Origin of the sequence: Mesorhizobium sp. CA4, assembly GCF_020165075.1 — a bacterium.
In the GTDB taxonomy this organism is placed as follows: domain Bacteria; phylum Pseudomonadota; class Alphaproteobacteria; order Rhizobiales; family Rhizobiaceae; genus Mesorhizobium.
In genome coordinates, this window is record NZ_JAIUHK010000001.1 from 314,063 (window position 1) to 333,587 (window position 19,525).

The 19,525-nt window shown below is 64.6% G+C and carries 12 protein-coding genes and 1 pseudogene; 9 read left to right on the forward strand and 4 right to left on the reverse strand.

Annotated features, from left to right (window positions below; all coding sequences use genetic code 11):
* Positions 1 to 48: 48 nt before the first annotated feature.
* Both LB528_RS01555 and LB528_RS01560 read right to left on the reverse strand, forming a co-directional pair.
* Positions 49 to 2,371, reverse strand: a pseudogene (locus LB528_RS01555) (NADP-dependent malic enzyme).
* A 161-nt stretch (positions 2,372 to 2,532) separates the two neighbouring features.
* Positions 2,533 to 3,312, reverse strand: coding sequence for an SDR family oxidoreductase (locus LB528_RS01560; protein ID WP_224713597.1), 780 nt, complete (start codon positions 3,310 to 3,312; stop codon positions 2,533 to 2,535).
* A gap of 122 nt (positions 3,313 to 3,434) precedes the next feature.
* Here LB528_RS01560 and LB528_RS01565 point away from each other — a divergent pair, with 122 nt between their 5' ends.
* Both LB528_RS01565 and LB528_RS01570 read left to right on the forward strand, forming a co-directional pair.
* Positions 3,435 to 4,265, forward strand: coding sequence for a UDP-2,3-diacylglucosamine diphosphatase (locus LB528_RS01565; protein WP_224713615.1), 831 nt, complete (start codon positions 3,435 to 3,437; stop codon positions 4,263 to 4,265).
* A 189-nt stretch (positions 4,266 to 4,454) separates the two neighbouring features.
* Positions 4,455 to 5,669, forward strand: coding sequence for an MFS transporter (locus tag LB528_RS01570; protein ID WP_224713598.1), 1,215 nt, complete (start codon positions 4,455 to 4,457; stop codon positions 5,667 to 5,669).
* Here the strand turns inward: LB528_RS01570 and dgcA are convergent.
* The gene (dgcA, locus tag LB528_RS01575; RefSeq protein WP_224512053.1) at positions 5,640 to 6,623 is read right to left on the reverse strand and encodes an N-acetyl-D-Glu racemase DgcA; all 984 of its coding nucleotides are present in this window, start codon (positions 6,621 to 6,623) and stop codon (positions 5,640 to 5,642) included. The two genes, LB528_RS01570 and dgcA, sit on opposite strands and share 30 nt — an antisense overlap.
* A gap of 77 nt (positions 6,624 to 6,700) precedes the next feature.
* Here dgcA and LB528_RS01580 point away from each other — a divergent pair, with 77 nt between their 5' ends.
* The 4 genes from LB528_RS01580 (at position 6,701) to LB528_RS01595 (ending at position 10,780) form a co-directional block, all read left to right on the forward strand.
* Positions 6,701 to 7,888: an ABC transporter permease gene (locus LB528_RS01580; RefSeq protein ID WP_224713599.1), complete on the forward strand. Its 1,188-nt coding sequence runs from the start codon at positions 6,701 to 6,703 to the stop codon at positions 7,886 to 7,888.
* 1 nt (position 7,889) lies between these two features.
* A complete protein-coding gene (locus tag LB528_RS01585; RefSeq protein WP_224512051.1) occupies positions 7,890 to 8,702 on the forward strand; it encodes an ABC transporter ATP-binding protein in 813 nt (270 codons plus the stop codon).
* 14 nt (positions 8,703 to 8,716) lie between these two features.
* On the forward strand, positions 8,717 to 10,090 hold the full coding sequence (locus LB528_RS01590) for an MCE family protein (RefSeq protein WP_224713600.1): 1,374 nt from the start codon (positions 8,717 to 8,719) through the stop codon (positions 10,088 to 10,090).
* Positions 10,091 to 10,153: 63 nt separating this feature from the next.
* On the forward strand, positions 10,154 to 10,780 hold the full coding sequence (locus LB528_RS01595) for an ABC-type transport auxiliary lipoprotein family protein (protein ID WP_224713601.1): 627 nt from the start codon (positions 10,154 to 10,156) through the stop codon (positions 10,778 to 10,780).
* 87 nt (positions 10,781 to 10,867) lie between these two features.
* On the opposite strand, the gene LB528_RS01600 is transcribed toward LB528_RS01595, so the two are convergent.
* Positions 10,868 to 17,074, reverse strand: a complete 6,207-nt coding sequence (locus LB528_RS01600) for a kinesin (protein WP_224713602.1) — start codon at positions 17,072 to 17,074, stop codon at positions 10,868 to 10,870.
* 301 nt (positions 17,075 to 17,375) lie between these two features.
* Here LB528_RS01600 and LB528_RS01605 point away from each other — a divergent pair, with 301 nt between their 5' ends.
* From LB528_RS01605 to LB528_RS01615, 3 genes are all read left to right on the forward strand, one after another.
* Positions 17,376 to 17,744, forward strand: a complete 369-nt coding sequence (locus LB528_RS01605; RefSeq protein WP_224512047.1) for an Hpt domain-containing protein — start codon at positions 17,376 to 17,378, stop codon at positions 17,742 to 17,744.
* A gap of 98 nt (positions 17,745 to 17,842) precedes the next feature.
* Positions 17,843 to 18,163, forward strand: a complete 321-nt coding sequence (locus LB528_RS01610) for a 2Fe-2S iron-sulfur cluster-binding protein (protein WP_041000712.1) — start codon at positions 17,843 to 17,845, stop codon at positions 18,161 to 18,163.
* A gap of 231 nt (positions 18,164 to 18,394) precedes the next feature.
* A complete protein-coding gene (locus LB528_RS01615) occupies positions 18,395 to 19,420 on the forward strand; it encodes an NAD(P)/FAD-dependent oxidoreductase (protein ID WP_224713603.1) in 1,026 nt (341 codons plus the stop codon).
* Positions 19,421 to 19,525 lie beyond the last annotated feature (105 nt).

Consider the following 19,525-nt stretch of genomic DNA (forward strand, 5'->3'; position numbering starts at 1 on the left):
ACTGTTCCCTAGTTTGCAACCCGACATATTGTGCTTTGGCGCGCCGCCTCAATTCAGGTCGACAAGCGCCTGCGCCTTGTGCGCGGCCTCGACAACGGCAAGTGCCGTCATGTTGACGACGCCGCGCGAGGTGACCGACGGCGTCAGTATGTGCGCGGGCTTGTCGGTGCCGAGCAGGATCGGTCCGACATGCAGCGCGTCCATCATGGCGCGCAGCGCCGTCAGCGTGATGTTGGCTGAATCGAGATTCGGGAAAACCAGCAGATTGGCTTCGCCTTTCAGCCGCGAATGCGGGTAGACGCGCTGGCGCAGATGTTCCGAAAGAGCGGAGTCGGCGTGCATCTCGCCATCGCACTGCAGGTCCGGGGCGATGCGAGCCAGGATCGCCGCGGCCTGGCGCATCTTCAGCGCGCCGGGTGAATCGCGTGAGCCGAAATCCGAATGCGACAGAAGCGCTGCCTTGGGCTCGATGCCGAAGCGCTGGATTTCCTCGGCCGCGAGCACCGTCATTTCGGCGATTTCTTCCGCCGTGGGATCGACCGAGACATGCGTGTCGGTGAGGAAAATAATGCCGCGCTGGGAGATCAGCATCGACAATGTCGACAGGTCGCGGTCCTTGATGCCGGCGCGCGGCCCGATGATCAGCGTGACATTGCGCAGATGCCGCTCGAAGCGACCCTCGAGCCCGCAAATCATGGCATCCGCGTCGCCCCGCTTCAGCGCAAGGGCGGCGATCACCGTATTGTTGGTGCGCACCATGGTGCGGGCGGCTTCCGTTGTGATGCCGCGGCGGCCGGCAAGCTCGATCAGGAGGTCGACATAGTGGCGATAGCGCGGATCGTCTTCCGGGTTGATCAAGCCGAAATCGACGCCGGGCCGGATGCGCAGGCCGTAACGCTTCAGGCGGACCTCCACGACATGCGGACGGCCGATCAGGATCGGCTCGGCAATGCCTTCCTCCAGCACCACCTGGGCGGCACGCAGCACACGCTCGTCCTCGCCGTCGGCATAGATGACGCGCTTGGCGCTCGAGGCTTTGGCGGAGGAGAACACCGGCTTCATCACAAGGCCGGAGCGGAAGACGAAGCGGTTGAGTTTGTCGATATAGGCGGCGAAGTCGGCGATCGGCCGCGTCGCGACGCCGGTGTCGCAAGCAGCCTTCGCCACCGCCGGCGCGATGCGCAGGATCAGGCGCGGATCGAAGGGCGAGGGGATCAGGAAATCGGGGCCGAACATCGGCGTCTCGCCGGAATAGGCGCGCGCCGCGACGTCGGAAGGCTCTTCGCGGGCAAGGGCGGCGATCGCCCGCACGGCGGCCATCTTCATCTCCTCGTTGATGGCGCTGGCGCCGCAATCGAGCGCCGCGGAAGATGTAAGGAAAGCACAACACGTTGTTGACTTGGTTGGGAAAGTCCGAGCGGCCGGTGCAGATCATGGCGTCCGGCCGGGCGGCGCGCGCCACTTCCGGCATGATCTCGGGATTGGGGTTGGCCAAGGCCAGGATCAGCGGTTTCGGCGCCATGTGCTGCAAGAGCTCCGGCTTCAGCACGCCGGCGGCGGAGAGGCCGAGAAACACGTCGGCGCCGGCAATGACATCGGCCAGCGTGCGCGCCTCGGTGTCCTTCACATAAGGGTCTTTCCAGCGATCCATCTCCTCGACGCGGCCCTTATGGGCGACGCCGAAGCGGTCCGTGACCCAGATGTTTTCCACCTTGGCGCCGAGCGAGACCAGAAGGTTGAGGCAGGCGAGGGCCGCAGCACCCGCGCCGGAGGTGACGATCTTTATGTCTGAAATCGTCTTGCCGGCCAGTTCCAGCCCGTTGAGCACTGCGGCGGCGACGATGATCGCGGTGCCGTGCTGGTCGTCGTGGAAAACCGGAATGCCCATGCGGGCCTTCAGCCGCTCCTCGACCTCGAAACATTCCGGCGCCTTGATGTCCTCCAGATTGATGCCGCCGAAGGTCGGCTCGAGCGCGGCCACCGTCTCGACCATGCGCTCGATCTCCGGCGCGTCGATCTCGATGTCGAAGACGTCGATGCCGGCAAACTTCTTGAACAGCACCGCCTTGCCTTCCATCACCGGCTTGGAGGCGAGCGGGCCGATATTGCCGAGCCCCAGCACGGCGGAGCCATTGGAGACGACGCCGACGAGATTGGCACGGGCGGTGTAGTCGGCGGCGGTGGCGGGATCGTCGCGGATCTCGAGGCACGGCGCGGCCACGCCCGGCGAATAGGCAAGGGCCAGGTCGCGCTGGTTGCCGAGCGGCTTCGTCGCCTGGATCTCGAGCTTTCCAGGCGTCGGGTGCTTGTGGAAGAAGAGGGCAGCCTCGTCGAGGTCCGATCGGGCCGTTTTCTTGTTCTCGCCGTCCATCCGGCCCTCCCTCTGTTTCTGATTTGGAGCCTTTTAGCATGTGCCGGAGAGTTTTCGCGACGTCAAATAGCGGGCTCCGGCCCTCACAATGCCGGAGCGAAAATAATCAATGGATTCCAGAAGGTTGGGCTGCGAGCCTCAACCCTTCGGATTGGCGGCGGTCAGAACGCGCTGACGTAGAGGCCGCCGTCGACCGGGATGTTCTGGCCGGTGAGATAGCCGGCATGGACCGAGCACAGGAAGGCGCAGATCTGGCCGAATTCCTCCGGCGTGCCGAGACGTTTTGCCGGTACGTCGGCGCTGATGCGGGCCTTGCGCGCGGCGGCCGCGGCCGGGTCTTCCGGTGTACCGGCCTCATGCGGGCCGCGCAGCCGGTCGGTGTCGAGCTTGCCGGGCAGCAGGCTGTTTATGGTGACGTTGCGGTCGACAACCGTGCGCGCCACGCCGGCGAGGAAGGACGTCAAGCCGGCGCGGGCCCCGGACGACAGGTCGAGGCCTGGGATCGGCACATAGACCGACAGCGAGGTGATGTTGACGATGCGGCCGAAGCCGCGCTTGGCCATGCCGTCGATCACCGCCTGGATCAGCTCGATCGGCGTGACCATGTTCTGGGTCACGCCCTCGAGGATCTTGGCGCGGTCCAGTTCGCGGAAATCGCGCAGCGGCGGGCCGCCATTGTTGTTGACCAGGATGTCGGGATCCGGACAGGCGGCAAGCAGCGCCTTTTGCACGTCGGGCTTCGACACGTCGCCGGCGACTTCGATCACCTTGACGCCGAATTTTTCGCGAATCTCGGCGGCAGTCTTGGCAAGAAGCTCGGCGTTGCGGCCGTTGACGACGAGGTCGGCGCCGGCCTCGGCCAGCGCCATTGCGCAGCCTTTTCCAAGCCCTTTGCTCGAAGCGCAGACAATGGCCTTTTTGCCGCGAATGCCGAGATTCATGGTGATTTCTCCTGATGTGTTGGCGGCGCAAGCTAGCGCCTGGGCTGGACCAACCGCAACCGTCATACGGTTGTTGCATGAATCGGGGCATAGGCACGCCAAAGCAAAGGGGTAAAATCGTGATGTCGGACCCAGAGCCCCGCACTTTCCGCGCACTGTTCATTTCCGACGTGCATCTCGGCTCGAAAGCGGCCAAGGCCGATTTCCTGATCGATTTCCTGCGCCATCACGATGCCGAAATCATCTATCTGGTCGGCGATATCGTCGACGGCTGGCGGCTGCGGCGCAACTGGCATTGGCCGCAGAGCCACAACGACGTGGTGCAGAAGCTGCTGCGAAAGGCGCGCAAGGGCGCTTCGATCACCTATATCGCCGGCAATCACGACGAATTCGCCCGCCAGTTCCAGGGCGTGCATTTCGGCGGCATCGTCGTCGCCGACCGCGCCATCCACGAGACCGCCGACGGCCGGCGCCTGCTGGTCATCCATGGCGACCAGTTCGACACGGTGGTGCACAACCAGCGCTGGCTCGCTTATCTCGGCGACTATGCCTATGACACGGCGATGCTGATCAACCGTGTCGTGACCAGGCTGCGTCACCTGCTCGGCCTGCCTTACTGGTCGTTTTCGTCATGGGCCAAGGTCAAGGTCAAGAAGGCGGTGAACTTCATCAGCTCGTTCCAGACGGTGCTTTCCGAAGAAGCGCGGCGCTCGCATGTCGATGGCGTGATCTGCGGCCACATCCATCACGCCGCGATCGAAAGCTATGGCGACGTGCAGTACATCAACACCGGCGACTGGGTCGAAAGCTGCACCGCGGTGGTCGAGCATTTTGACGGCCGCATGGAGATCCTGACCTGGGCGCATGTGCTGCCCGAGGCGTCGGCCGGCAATGAAGCGCTGGTGCCGATCGACATCATCGGCTTGACGGGCAGGGCGGCTCAGGCGGCTTGAAGCTGTCTTTTTCCCGATTCAGCCAGTTTCCTCGTCGCGCTGACCTCGGGCGCGCTCTCGCTCCAGGCCGCTTTCGTCAACAGCTTTGCTCTTGATCGATTGGCCCAGCCAGTTCCGCCGCGCTTTGCCGCATGTTAGGGATCGAGACGCGTTGCACGAACGCTTGGTGCAACGAAATTGGATCGATTCATGTCGCTGCCCCCGCTATCGCCCGAGCAACTCGTCAAGCCCAGCCATTTCGAACTGCGCATGAGCCTGATCTTCGCGACCTTGTTCGTGTCGCAGGGCACGCATCTGCCTTACTTTCCGCTCTGGCTGCAGGCGAAAGGATTTCATGCCGAGCAGATCGCCGTCATCCTGGCGGCGCCGATGTTCCTGCGCGTGGTGACGACGCCGATGCTGACCGCGCTTGCCGATCGGGCGAAGGACCGCGCCAATGTCTACATCGTGCTGGTTGCGGCCTCGATGGCCGTCTCTGCCGGCTACTTCCTGCCGGCCACTTACGCCACCGTGCTTGCCGTCTCGCTGCTGTTTACGATCGTCTGGACGCCACATTCGCCGATGGCCGATTCGCTGGCGCTGTCGGGCGTGCGCCGCTTCGGCTCGAACTACACGGCGATGCGCAAATGGGGCTCGATCTCCTATCTCGGCGCCAATGTCGTGGGCGGCTTCATCCTGGCGGCCACGGGCCCGCAGGCAGTTCCGGTCATCATTTTCATCGCGCTCGGCGCGGCTCTGGTCGCGGGGTTATGGGCGCCGCGCATGGGGCGACCTCGCAAGGCCTCGCCGCTGTCGGCCACCGAGATCCAGAATAAGGCGCCGAGCCTGTTCAACGCCTATTTCCTCTATTTCACGCTCGGCGTCGGCATCATCACCGCCAGCCACGCCTTTCTCTACGGCTTCGTATCGATCTATTGGAAGTCGATCGGCATCGGCGATTCCGTCGTTGGCCTGCTGTGGGCCTGGGGCGTGGTCTCCGAGGTCTGCATGTTTCTGTTTTTCAATCGTATTTTTGCTTCCATCTCGGTGGTCCGGGTGATGGTGATCGCCGGTATCGGCTCGATCGTGCGCTGGATCGCCTTTCCGCTGGTTTGGCCGCTTGGGCTTGGCATTGCCGGCTTCTTCGGCGTCCAGACGCTGCATTCGGTGTCGGTGGCAATGGTATTGATCGGCCTGCAGAAGATGATCGGCGAAACGGTCTCCGAGGAGCGCACGGGTGCGGCGCAAGGCATTGCCTATTTCTTCAACGGCTTCTTCATGGCGGCGGTGACGCTCGCCTCCGGCCCGCTCTATGATCGCCTGGGCGTCGACGGTTTCTGGGCGATGATCCCGATTGCGATCATCGGCGTGGCGCTGATAGGCCTCGCTTCCCGCTCAGCCCCAAAGCACGCTGTCAGGAGGTGAAACGAGCGATCCCCGGTAGACGAGGCCGGGCTCGCGATCCCGCGCCAGCAGCAGCGGGCCATCGAGGTCGACGAAGTCGGCATCCTGCGCGAGCAGCACGGCCGGCGCCATGGCGAGCGAGGTGCCGACCATGCAGCCTACCATGATGCCGAAGCCGAGATCGCGCGCGCGGTCGCGCAATTTCAATGCCTCTGTCAGGCCGCCGGATTTGTCGAGCTTGATGTTGACGGCGTCATAGAGGCCGACCAGCGCATCGAGGTCCTTCGCCGCATGCACGCTTTCGTCGGCGCAGACCGGCACCGGATGCGCGATCCGGCGCAGGATCTCGTCGTGGCCCGCCGGCAGCGGCTGTTCGACCAGCGCGATACCGTGTTGGGCGGCGAAGGCAAGGTTCGCCTCGACAGTTTCGTCGGTCCAGCCCTCATTGGCGTCGAGGATGATGCGGCTTTCGGGAGCGGCCTCCGTTACGGCGCGAATCCTCGCCATGTCGTTGTCGCCGCCGATCTTGACCTTGAGCAGAGGCCGCGTGGCATTGGCGCGCGCTTGCGCCGCCATGGCCTCCGGCTCGGCGAGCGACAGCGTGTAGGCGGTTTCCAGCGGCCTCGTCGGAAGAACCCCGATCGCCGCCGCCACGGGCGTGCCGGTCAGCTTGGCTTCCAGGTCCCAAAGGGCGCAGTCGATGGCGTTTCGCGCGGCGCCCGCGGGCATCGCAGCGAGCAGAGCGGTCCGGTCGATGCCGGCGATGATCGGATCGCGCATGGCCTCGATGGCCGCGCGCACCCCCTCCATGGTCTCGCCGTAACGCTTGTAAGGCACGCACTCGCCGCGCCCGGAACGTCCCCTGTCGGTGATCGTTACGGTGATGACTTCGGCCTCGGTTTTGGATCCGCGTGAGATGGTGAAGGTGCCGGCGATCGGGAATCGCTCCATTTCGACCGAAATGACACGCGCCATAATTTTCTTCTCCGGCTGTGCGACACCGGTCTGCCGGCAAATCGACACGCCAGTCCCGTCAGGCTAAACAGGACGCCATGTTGACCATCCGCAAACGCGACGCAAGCGGCGAGGCCGCCAAGGAGGCCGAGCACCGGCCGCGTGTTGCCGTCGGCGAGGAAGGCGGGGTCCTGGGTTGCGCCTTCTCAGGCGTGTGGACGACGCGCACCGTTGCGGCGGTCGATGCCGACATGCGCAAGATCGAGCAGAGAAGCGGCGCGAAACAGCTGGTGCTCGACCTTTCCCACATCGAAAAGATGGACACGGCCGGCGCCTGGCTGATCGATCGGCTGGCCAGCGCCTTCGAGAAGAAGGGCACCGAGGTCCATTTGCAGGGTCAGAGCGAGGTCGCCTCGATCCTGCTCGGTGCGGTCGGCGACGCGGTCCGCCGCGAGCCCGAATCGGGACCGGCCGGCCCGCCCAACATCATCCTGCGCGCGCTGGAATTGGTCGGCCGCCGCGTCTATGAGATGCGCGACGATTTCCTGGCCTCGATGAACATCCTCGGCGCCACGATCCGCGGCGCGCAGATGAAACTCGGGCGCGGTCACGCGGTCAATCCCGCCGCTATCTTCAACCAGATCGATCGCATGGGCGTCGGCGCCATACCGGTGGTGGTGCTGATGTCGGCCATCGTCGGCGCTATCGTCGCCCAGCAGGGCGCCTATCAGCTCAGCTATTTCGGCGCCAACATCTTCGTCGTCGACCTCGTCGGCGTGCTGATCTTGCGCGAACTCGGCGTGCTGATGACGGCGATCATGCTCGCCGGACGTTCAGGCAGCGCCATCACCGCCGAGATCGGCTCGATGAAGATGCGCGAGGAGGTCGACGCGCTGAAGGTGATCGGCCTCAATCCGATCGGCGTGCTGGTCTTTCCGCGGCTCGTCGCGCTGGTGATCGGGCTGCCTTGCCTCACCATCATCGCCAATTTCGCAGCCCTTGGCGGCGGTATCGTCGCCGCCTGGCTCTATTCCGATATCCCGCCGGCCGCGTTCATCGACAGGCTGCGCGTCGCCATCGATCTCAGCACCATCTTTGCCGGCCTGATCAAGGCGCCGTTCATGGCCCTGATCATCGGCATCATCGCATCGGTCGAAGGCATGAAGGTCGGCGGCAGCGCCGAATCGCTCGGCCTGCACGTCACCGCGTCGGTGGTGAAGTCGATCTTCGTCGTTATCATCCTCGACGGGCTTTTCGCCATGTTCTACGCAGCGATCGGGTTCTGAGATGGCGAATGGCAACGGCGCAACGGCAGCGGGGGACGCGAACGACGACGAAATCGTGCTTTCGGTGCGCGACGTCACCGTCGCCATCGACGACAAGCTGATCCTCGACAAGCTTTCGCTCGACATCAAGCGCGGGGAAATCCTCGGCTTCGTCGGCGCCTCGGGCGCCGGCAAATCGGTGCTGTTGCGCACGATATTGGGACTGATGCCGAAGCAATCGGGGACGATCAGCCTGTTCGGCGTCGACGTCGACAAGGCAAGCGACGCGGACCGCCTGCGCATCGACATGCGGCTCGGCGTCCTTTTCCAGCATGGCGCGCTGTTTTCGGCGCTGACGGTGCTGGAAAACGTGCAGGTGCCGATGCGTGAGTATCTCGACCTGCCCAGGGCGCTGATGGACGAACTCGCCATGCTCAAGATCGAGTTGGTCGGGTTGCCGGCCGACGCGGCGCAGAAATTTCCTTCCGAGCTGTCCGGCGGCATGATCAAGCGCGCGGCACTGGCGCGCGCCTTGGCGCTCGATCCGGACATCGTCTTTCTCGACGAGCCGACATCGGGGCTCGATCCGATCAGCGCGGCCGAATTCGACGAGTTGGTCGTCAAGCTCCGCGACACCATGGATCTGACGGTCTACATGGTCACGCACGATCTCGACACGCTGTTCACTGCCTGCGACCACGTGGCGGTGCTCGGCAAGAAGAGGGTGCTGGTCGAGGGTACGATCGACGACATGCTGAAGAGCGAGGAGCCGTGGGTGAAATCCTATTTCCGCGGAAAACGCGCCCGGCAACTTGATCTTGCGGCGCGCGCATAGCCATAAGTGGGGCGATGGAAACAAGGGCCAACTACATTATTGTCGGCATCTTCACGCTGGGTGCGATCCTGGCGGCCTTCGCCTTCGTCTATTGGACAGCGGCGATCGGCGAAAGGGGCGAAACGGCAATGCTGCGCGTGCGCATTCCGGGTTCGGCCTCAGGTCTCGGCCGCGGCAGCTTCGTGCTGTTCAACGGCGTCAAGGTCGGCGACGTCAAACGGGTTTACATCGACGTCGACAATCCGACGGTGGCCATTGCCGACACCGAGATCGACCGCATGACGCCGATCACCAAGTCGACACAGGCCGATATCGGGCTGGCCGGCCTGACCGGCCAAGCCAATATCGAACTCCGGGGCGCCGACCCCAAGGAAGCGAAGCTGCTCGACGAGGCGGAGAAAGAGGGCAGGATCCCCGAGATTACCGCCAATCCGTCGGCGGTCACCAACCTTCTGCAGACGGCGCAGAACATCTTCACGCGCGCCGACAAGGTGCTGAGCGAGCTCGAAGGCTTCACCAAGGACGTTCGCGGCCCGCTGACGCAGACGGTCAAGAATGTCGAGACCTTCTCGGACGCGCTGGCCAAGAACTCCGACGGCATAGACAAGTTCCTGACGGCGGTGAGCTCGCTTTCGGATCAGCTGAAGAATGTCTCGGGCCGGCTCGACAGCACGCTGAAGGCCGCCGAAGGCTTGCTCAATTCCGTCGACAAGGACCAGATCAAGAGCATCGTGGCCAATGTCGACACGGTGACGGCGAACCTGAAGGAGACCTCGAAGCAGTTCGATACCGTCATCGGCAACGTCAACACGGCGGTCGGCTCGATCAACGATTTCGCCAAGCAGACGCAGGGCACGTTGGCCAGGGTCAACGGCGTGCTCGACGGCATTGATCCGAATGACGTCCGCACCGCGCTCGCCAATATCCAGAAGGCGAGCGACAGCGCCAACAAGGCGGCTGCCGACATAGCCAAGGTCACCGACAAGATCGCCAGCCGCTCCGATGACATCAACGATACGATCAGGAATGCCCGCCAGCTTGCGCAGCGCCTCAACGACGCTTCGGTGCGCGTCGATGGCATCCTCGAAAAGGTCGACAATCTCCTCGGCTCCGGCGAGGCCAACGGCGTGATGGCCGATGCCAGGGCCACATTGAAATCCTTCAAGCAGGTGGCCGACACGCTGAACTCCCGCCTCGGCACCATCGTGGACAACCTGTCGCGCTTCTCCGGCCAGGGCCTGCAGAACGTGCAGGGGCTGGTGCAGGACAGCCGGCGCTCGATTAATCGCATCGAGGAAGCGGTAACCGATCTCAGCCGCAATCCGCAGCGCATTCTGTCCGGCGGCGCCGGCGAGGTCCGGCAGTTCGATGGAAGGGCGCGGCGTTGACTTCGGCTGCCGCGACAGCCAAGAAAATAAACTGCAAATGCGGGTTGATCGTAAGATCCGGGGATGACGGGGATCAGGCGTGAGTCGGTGAGGGTGGTGGCGGGGACTTTCAGATCATCCGCGGCAGCATTGCTGGTGCTTGCGCTTGCCGGCTGCGCGGCATTGGGCGCCAAGCCGGCGCCGCTCGACACGTTCGAATTGTCGGCGCCGTCGGTCGACGTGCGTGCCCACAGCCGTCGCCAGATCCTGATCGCCCAGCCGTCGGCGCTCAAGGCGCTGGATAGCCAGAACATTGTCATCAGGCCTTCCGACCGGTCGATCCAGTTCCTGAAGGGCGCGCAATGGGCGGACCGGCTGCCGCTGATCGTCCAGGCAAGGCTGGCCGAAACCTTCCAGCGCTCCGGCAGCTTTGCCGGCGTCGGCAAGCCGGGTGAGGGGCTGGCGATCGACTACCAGATCATCGTCGAGGTGCGCTCCTTCGAGGTGCGCGTCGATGGTGGCGAGCATGCCGATGTCGATCTGTTCGTGCGCATCCTGAACGACCGCAATGGAGAGGTGCGCGCTTCGAAGAGCTTCACCGCGAGCGCGCCGGTCTCCGGCGGCGGCAATGCGGCTTATGTCGACGCCTTGGACAGCGCCTTTGGACAGGCGGCGAAGGACATCGTCCGCTGGACGGATTCGACGATCTGAGCTCGGGCCAAGCCGACAATCGAAATCATCGACATGAAAAAGGCGGGTCGAGACCCGCCTTTTTAGTTCTGATTCCGCTTGGCGGCGTCAGTGCAGCCGGCCGCTGGCATGGGCCAGCATGGTGTAGACCTTGCCGGTGTCGGAGGTCAGATAAGTCTGGGCCATGATGTTGTCGCGGTCGTTGCGCGAGACATCCTTGAGCAGCTTTTCGAAATCCTCGCAGTAGCGGTCGACCGCGGCACGGAATTCCGCCTCGGCCTGATACTTGCGACGGATCTCGTCGAAGGTCTGCTGGCCCTTGAGCGTGTAGAGGCGGCGCGTGAAGACGTCGCGCTCACCGCGGCGGTAACGGTTCCAGAGCTCGATCGAGGCGTCATGGTCGATGGCGCGAGCGATGTCGACGGAGAGCGAGTTGAGCGACTCCATGACGTGCAGCGGCGAGCGCTGGGCAGGCGTTGGGCGCGGCGCTTCCGCGGGCGCTGCCGGCCGCAGCTCTTCCTCGCGCGAGGCGTTGGTCAGCAGGTCGCGCACCCAGCCGCCCTGCGGCGACGTCTTGCCGTTCTCGCGGCGCGGCGCCTCGGCGGGACGTTCCAGGTCGAGCGTGCCGCGCAGGGTGGTCTCGGCAAGCGGCGCCTCCGGAGCGCGAGACACCGGTTGCGGCTGCGGCTGAGATTGCGGAGCCGGCGTGCGGCGCAGCGGCGGCTCGGCGGCGCGGGCCGGCGCTTGCGAAGCAGGGCGCAGACCGCGCGGTTCGCCCTGCTCGCTGCTGCCGCTGCGGCCGGATTTCGCAACGATATCCGACAGTTCCTTGAGTGCATTGATCTGCTCGGCAACGGCGCGGCGAATGGCCGAGGTGGATTCCTTGGCCTCTTCCGGCATCTCGATGACGCCCTTCTTCAGCTCGGCGCGGGTCAGGTCGAGCTCGCTCTTGATCGAACTCGCGGTGCGACGCATCTCCTCGGTCGCGTCGGCAAAGCGGCGCGTCGCCGAATCGACGACTTCGGCGATGGTGGTGCGGATCTTTTCGGCCGATTCCATCGTGCGGCCTTCCGCGGTCTGCATCGTCTGGCCGACGAGGCTTTCGAAGGAACGCATCACCTTCTCGAGGTCTTCCGACTTCTTGACCAGGCCGACGGCAAGATCTTCCAGCGAGGACTGGCGCTCCAGCGTGTGCTCGAGATTGCTCTGCGCGGAGCTGAGCAGGTTGGAGGCACTGGAGAGCAGCCGGCTGTGTTCGTCGAACTTGGTCGCGATCGAGGCCACCTCGCGCAGCGTCGCCGAGGACAGGTCGGTGAGCCGCGTCGTGTTGGAATCGACGAGGCGCGCCGAGCTGGCGAAGGTCTGGGCGGCCTTCTCCGTGGTTGCGGCGAAGCTCTGCGTGCTGCCCGAGAGCCGCTCCTCGACCTGGCCGAGGTTGACGGCCGCCTGTTCGATGAGCTGGCCGAGCTGCGCGCTGGAGGTCGTCATGCGGCCGATGAGATCGGCCACGCTGTCGGCAAGCGACGAACGAGCGCCTTCGACGGCCGACAGCGTCTCGGCTGTGCGGCTGGCGAGAGCATTGACGAGGTTCGTGTTCTCGCTGCGCAGCTTCTCGGCCGCTCGTTCGGCGACCTCTTCCATGCTGCGCTGCAGTTCGGAGCCGCCCTGGGCGAAGCGCTCGACCAACGGCTTGGCCGTCTCGTCGAGGATCCTCGCCATCTCGGCCGAACGCGCCGCGAGCATGGTGTTGAGCTCGCGGGTGTTGGCGCCGATCGTGCGCGCGGCCTCGTTGGTGCTCTGGCCGATATGCTGGCCGACCGCCGTGAAGGTCTCCGCGATGACATTGGCGCGCGAGATGAGCTGGGCCTCGGCGCTGGAGACCTGCTCGTTGAGCTTCTGGCCCATGGTCTCGGCGGAATAGGCGAGGCGGTTTTCCACGCTCGCGACCTGATCCTCGACGCGGGAAGCGGCGGCAGCGGCACTTGCGGCAAGCCTCTCGTCGGCGCCGGCCAGCGCCTGCTCGATCTCGCGGGCATGCACGGCAAGTTCCTGGCCGGTCTGGCGGGCGCGGTCGGCAACACGCTGCTCGGTGGCGGCGAAGGCGCCGACGATCGTGTCGGCATGCTCACCGATGGTCGAGCTGGTCGAAGCAATGCGCGACACCAGGCGGTTGTCGGCGTCGTCGAAGATGCGGCCGATTTCGCCTGCGCGAGCGGAAAGCGCTTCCGAACCTTCGGCAATACGCGCCATCAACTGCTGATCGGCGCTGTCGAAGATGCGGCCGAGATCGGTGGCGCGAGCAGCCAGCGCTTCGGCCGATTCGCTGATGCGCATCGAGAGCCGCTCGTCGGCGCCCTCGAAGTTGCGCAGGATGTCGCCGGCGCGGGCGGCCAGCGATTGCGCCGTCTCGACGGCACGGGCAACCAGCTTCTGGTCGGCCGCGTCGAAGGTGTTGGCGATCTCGCCGGCGCGCGTCGCCAGCTTGTCGGCGGTCTCCTCGGCGCGGGCCATGAGCGCGTTCGATGCGTCGTCGGCGCGCGCCATCAGCATGTTGGACGTGTCCTGAGCGCGTTCGTGCAGACGGCGATCGGCCGCCTCGAAGGCCTGGGCGATGTCCTCGGCCCTGGCAAGCAGCGCGGCGGAGGTCTGCTCGGCGCGCTCGGCGATCTTGCGATCGGCGTCGCTGAAAGCGGCACCGGCCTGCTCATGCAGGGTGCTGGTGATCTCTATGACCTTGTCGCGCAGCGCGCCCGCCACGAACACGGCGGTCTTTTCAAGTACGCCGCGGACGTTGTCGACACCGGTCGACAGCGCACGCTCCATGGTGCCGGCGCGCTCCTCGATGACACCGGTCTGCCGGCTGAAGGCCTGCTCGATCTTCTCCACGTCGGCGGCAATCGCCGCCGAGATGTCGCCGCTCCTGGCGGCGATCTGGTCGATATGCCCGGAAACCGAACGATCGACGTCCTTGCGCGCATCGGCGAGCTTGGCGAGATCGTCCTCCAGGGCGCGGGCCAGCATGTCGCGGCCCTCGGACAGCTTGCCGACATGGCTGGCGATGACGTTGTCGATCTCGGATCGGCTTTCGGTCAGCTTCTGAAGGTCGGCTTCGAGGGCGCGCTTGAGGATATCGCGGCCTTCGGCGAGCTTTTCGACCTGGCCGGCGACCAGTCCGTCGATGCCGGAGCGGCTTTCGGCCAGCTTGGCGAGATCGGCTTCAAGAGCGCGCGTGAGGATGTCCCGGCCTTCGGCAAGCTTTTCGACCTGGCCGGCGACGAGACCATCGATTGAGGCGCGGCTCTCAGCGAGTTTGGCAAGGTCGGCTTCAAGCGCACGCTTGAGGATGTCGCGGCCTTCGGCGAGCTTCTCGACCTGGCCGGACACCAGGCCGTCAATGCCGGCGCGGCTCTCGGCGAGCTTGGCGAGATCGTCCTCGAGCGCCTTGGACAGCGTCGCGCGGTTCTGCGACAGCTGGTCGGCATGGGTCTGCATGAGGCCGCTGGCATTGGCCATATCGGCCTCCAGCGCACGCGAAAGCTCGGCGCGGTGGTCGGTGATCTTCTGCGAGTGATCGACGATTGCGCCCTGGATCGTGTTGAGGTCGGCTTCCAGCGCGCGCTTGAGAATGTCGCGGCCCTCGGCAAGCTTTTCGACCTGGCCGGCGACCAGCCCGTCGATGCTGGAGCGGCTCTCCGCCAGCTTGGCGAGATCGTCCTCCAGCGACCTCGACAGCACGGAACGGTCCTGAACGAGCCGGTTTTGATGGTCGGCGATGGCGCCGCTGATGGCCTGCAGGTCGGCTTCGAGCGCTTTCGAAAGCTGCGAGCGATCTTCCAGCACCTTATCCGAATGTCCCGCGATGGCACCCTTGATGGTGCTGAGGTCGGCCTCCAGGGCGCGCTTGAGGATGTCGCGGCCCTCGGCGAGCTTCTCGACCTGGCCGGCGACAAGGCCGTCGATCGAGGCGCGGCTTTCGGCCAGCTTGGCGAGGTCGGCTTCCAGCGTCTGCGACAGCAGGCTGCGGTCCTCGGCGAGCTTGCCGGCGTGGCTGTCGATCAGGCCGCGGATGCCGCTCAGATCGCTTTCAAGGGCGCGGCTGAGCTCGCCGCGGTCCTCGGCGAGCTTGGTCGAATGGGTCTCGATGAGGCTCCTGATGCCGACGATGTCGGTTTCGAGCGCCTTGGCGAGCACCGCGCGGCCCTCGGCGATCTTCTCGACCTGGCCGGCGACAAGGCCGTCGATCGAGGCGCGGCTGTCCTGCAGCTTGCCGAGATCGGCTTCTAGGGCGCGCGCCAGGATGTTGCGGCCCTCGGCCAGCTTGCCGACATGGCCGGCGACCATTTCGTCAATCATTGTGCGGGCTTCGACGAGCCTGCCGGAGTCTTCGTTCAAGGCCTGAGACAGGCGATTACGGCCTTGTTCGAGCTGCTCCAGATGGCTGCCGAGCGAGGCGTCGATGGCGGCGCGCGATTCGTTGACCTTGCGCAGATCTTCTTCCAGCGCGCGCGAGATCAGGCCGCGGCCTTCGGCAAGCTTCTGCACCTGGTTGGTGACGGCGGCATCGATCGCTGCGCGGCCTTCGGCGAATTTCGCCAGGTCCTCCTGCATGGCGGCGGCCATGCGCTCGCGGCTCTCGGAAAGGGCGCGGCTGTGGTTCTCGACGGCTTCCTCGATGCCGACACGGGCATCGGCCAGCCGCTGGATGTCGGAATCGAAGGAGCGCGACACCACATGCCGGGCCGCTTCCATGCGGCCGGCGAAGTCGGTGGCGCGGGCTTCGAGCATCGAGGAGGTCGACGAGATGATGTCGGCCATATCGGCACCGATCTGGGTCTTGCCCTGATCGATCATCGCCGACAGCGTGTCCTTGCTCTCGGCAAAGGCGTGGGCGATTTCCTTCGCACGCTCCACCATCGTCTCGTTGATCTGACGCGCTCGCGCTTCGAGGGCGGCGTTGAGCTTCTGCGTGCCGGTGTCGAGCGCCTCGGCCCGGGTCTGGAACTCGCTGATCAGCGCCTGGCCGCGTTCGGCCAGCGTCCGCTCGATGCCGCTGAGGCTCGCCTCGAATTCCGAATTCAGCGTGCGCGCCGCGCCGCCGAGCAGCGAGACCATGCCATTGGTGCGGTCGTCGAGCAGGTCGGTCAGCGAGCGGGTCAGGCCGTCCGTGGTGTCGGTCAGCTTGGCGATACGGGTATCGAGCAGGCTCGCGAAAGCCTCGCCGGAGGTCGAGAGGCGGTCGGTGATGCTGTCCAGGCGCGATTCGACCGAATCAAAGATCGACGTCGAGCTTTCATTGATGCGATCGATCAGCGTGTCGCCCGAATTGCTGATCGTCATCGACAGCTTGGTCGAGGCGTTGAGGATCGAGTCGCGGATGATGTCGCTGGCCGAGCCGATCTCGTCGCGCAGCGTCTCGTGAGCGCTGGCAATCGAGGCGCGCACGCGCTCGGCATGGGTGACGACCGCCTCGCGCTCGCTGCCGAGACCGTCAACCAGCGAACGAATGCGGGCCTCGTTCTCGGAATAGGAGCGTTCGAGCTGGCTGACTTCGCCATGGACAAGCGTTTCGAGCTCGACCGCGCGGGCCAGGGTGCGCTCGATGCCTTCGCCCATGGCCGCCACCTCGCGGCGAACGGCCTGGCCGATCATCATGACGCGGTCCTGGGCGAGGTTTTCCGGCTCCGCCAGGCGGAAGGCGACCTCGGTCATGGATTGCGCGGCGAGGCGCATTTCCTGCGCGCGCCGAATCATGGCGGCGAACGCCCAGAACAGAATGACCGGAACAATCGCGGCAACCACCAGACCGATCAGCTCAGGGCGAGCGAAGAACTGGTCGAAGGTGCGGATCTTCCAGATGCCGGGGCCGAACAGGAGATTGGCCAGGCCGCTGGCGCCGGCGATCCAGGCCAGCGAGATAAAGGCAATCACCCAGTAGACGGTGCTCGACGCGCGCCGGTTGAGGCTGTGCAGCAGCGTCTTGTAGTCCTTCTGGCGGTCATCATTGGCGGGCGTGAAGCCGGCGGGAGGCGTAAAGCCGGATGGCTGCCCGTTGCGCGGCTCGATGGGGCGCAGGTCGGCCGGTTTGGCCGCGGGCGCCTTGGGGGGCTGGGGATTGTTTGCCGGCTCCGCTCTATGGCTGCGGCCCTCGCGCGCCAGCTCGTCGGCTGCCGCCGAGATCTGCGCTTCGAGGTCCTCCATCGACGCCGCCATATCGAGCCCGCCTTCGTCGCCGGCAAGGTCAAGGTCGAGCGCCTTTTCCAATTCCGCGGCTACGTCATTATCGAGAGACTTGGTCGTCGTTGGTTTCTTAGCCATGCCTTCGCTACCCTGTACTAGCTGCCGCGGGACTTATCATTTTGGCCTGATTCTGGCCCGATTCTGGCTTGTCTATCCCGAGCAGGAGGCTGAAAAATGGACCTTCGTATCGTAATGACACACAGGGGTAAAGAAAACATGCATTCAGGGCGATACGTAAAACTTTAAATATAAGGTTAACGGAAGCGTGATCCGGCCGCCCCCGTGACAACATTTTTCCCCTGCAATCGTTAACCCGTTGGCGACCGGAATCGCCTATTTCCTGGGCCCCGTCTGCCCGCTTGAGGGAGTTGCAGTGCGTATGCGTGGCGAAACTGGTATTGCGTTTTCCATGCCGGGGGGAGATGTCTCCGGAACGGCCGGAGCCCGACCTGTGGACCTCGGTCATCTGGCACGTCAGACAATGGGCGACCGCGACCTCGAACGGGAGGTGTTGGCGCTGTTCGTGCATCAGTCGCTCACCGTCCGCGACCAGATCGCCGATGCCGACATCAGGCAGCGGGTGCTTCTGGCGCATGGCTTGAAGGGCTCGGCGCGCGGCATCGGCGCCTTTGCGGTTGCCGACTGCGCGGCGATCATCGAAAAGCAGCCCGAGGACGTGCGGGCGCTCAAGCGGCTCGGCACCCTGATTGAGGAAGTGCGCGATTTCATCGCCGGCATCAGCCGCTAGCACTATCTTTTCGAAAACGTCATTTCGTGGCGCTTTCGCGCCGCAGTTGACTTGTCCGGTGGAGTGATTATCTCGGCTGCGACTCCTCAGGTGACTTAATGACCAAGCTGACTTACATCGCCCATGACGGGACCCGATTTGACGTGGACGCCGAAAACGGCTCGACGGTGATGGAAAACGCGATCCGCAATGCGGTGCCCGGCATCGAGGCCGAATGCGGCGGCGCCTGCGCCTGCGCGACCTGTCACGTCTATGTCGACGAGGCCTGGACGGCCGAGGTCGGCGAGCCGGAGGCGATGGAAGAGGATATGCTGGACTTCGCCTACGATGTCCGGCCGAATTCGCGCCTCTCCTGCCAGATCAAGGTGCGCGACGCGCTTGACGGGCTGGTCGTTCGGGTCCCCGAGCGGCAGGGCTAAGGCGCGTCGATATTCAGGTGAGGCCGGCCTGAAATTGGCGACTTTCTGCGCTTCCGGTGCTCACATACTTGAGTGCGCTCCGGCCCGGTTCCCGGAAGCCACCATTTTCGACTGGGCCTGACCTGAATTTCGACGCACCTTGGCTGCTTCCCAACATTCTTTCGCGCTGGCTGCTTGGCAGCAGGCGATAGCTCATGCAGTCTCGCACCGTTTGCCAACGGGGCGCAGCGCATGACCGAGACCACGGACGTTCTCATTGTCGGGGCAGGGCCGGTCGGCCTGTTCGCCGTGTTCGAGCTCGGCCTCCTCGATATGAAATGCCACCTCATCGACATTCTCGATCGTCCGGGCGGGCAATGCGCGGAGCTCTATCCGGAAAAGCCGATCTACGACATTCCGGGCTGGCCCACGATCTCGGCCCAGGGTCTCGTCGACAAGCTGATGGAGCAGATCCATCCGTTCAAACCGGAGTTCACCTTCAACCGCATGGTCTCGAGCCTTGAAAAGCTGGAGGACGGCAGCTTCCGCGTCGCCACCGACGAGGGTGAATTGTTCGAGGCCAAGGTGGTGGTGATCGCCGCCGGCGGCGGCTCGTTTCAGCCCAAGCGCCCGCCCATTCCCGGGATCGAAGAATATGAAGCCAAAAGCGTCTTCTATTCCGTCCGGCGCATGGAGGAATTTCGCGGCCACGATCTCGTCATCGTCGGCGGCGGCGATTCGGCGCTCGACTGGACGCTCAACCTGCAGCCGATCGCCAAAAGCGTGACGTTGGTCCATCGCCGCCCGGAATTCCGGGCCGCGCCCGACAGCGTCAACAAGATGTATGCCATGCAGGAGATGAAGCAGCTCGAATTCCTGGTCGGTCAGGTCAGCGGCCTTGCCGGCGCTGACGGCCAGCTGTCATCGGCGACCATCAAGGGCGGCCCGGATGGCGACGTCGAGGTGCCGTGCACCCGTATGCTGCCGTTCTTCGGCCTCACCATGAAGCTCGGGCCGATCGCCGAATGGGGCCTGAACCTGCACGAGAACCTGATCCCGGTGGATACCGAGAAGTTCCAGACGTCCCTCCCGGGTATCTTTGCGGTGGGTGACATCAACTGGTATCCCGGCAAGCTCAAGCTGATCCTGTCAGGCTTCCACGAGGTGGCGCTGATGGCGCAGGCGGCCAAGCGCATCGTCAGCCCGGGCGAGCGAATCGTCTTCCAGTACACGACCTCGTCGACGAGCCTGCAAAAGAAGCTCGGCGTCCACGACTAAAAAAAGTGTTTGATCCCAGGCTTTGATGGGGCATCCTTATCCTCCGAATCAAAGGATGCGCTATGGGCCAGGTTCTTCATGGAAGCGCCACGACGACAGAGGCGG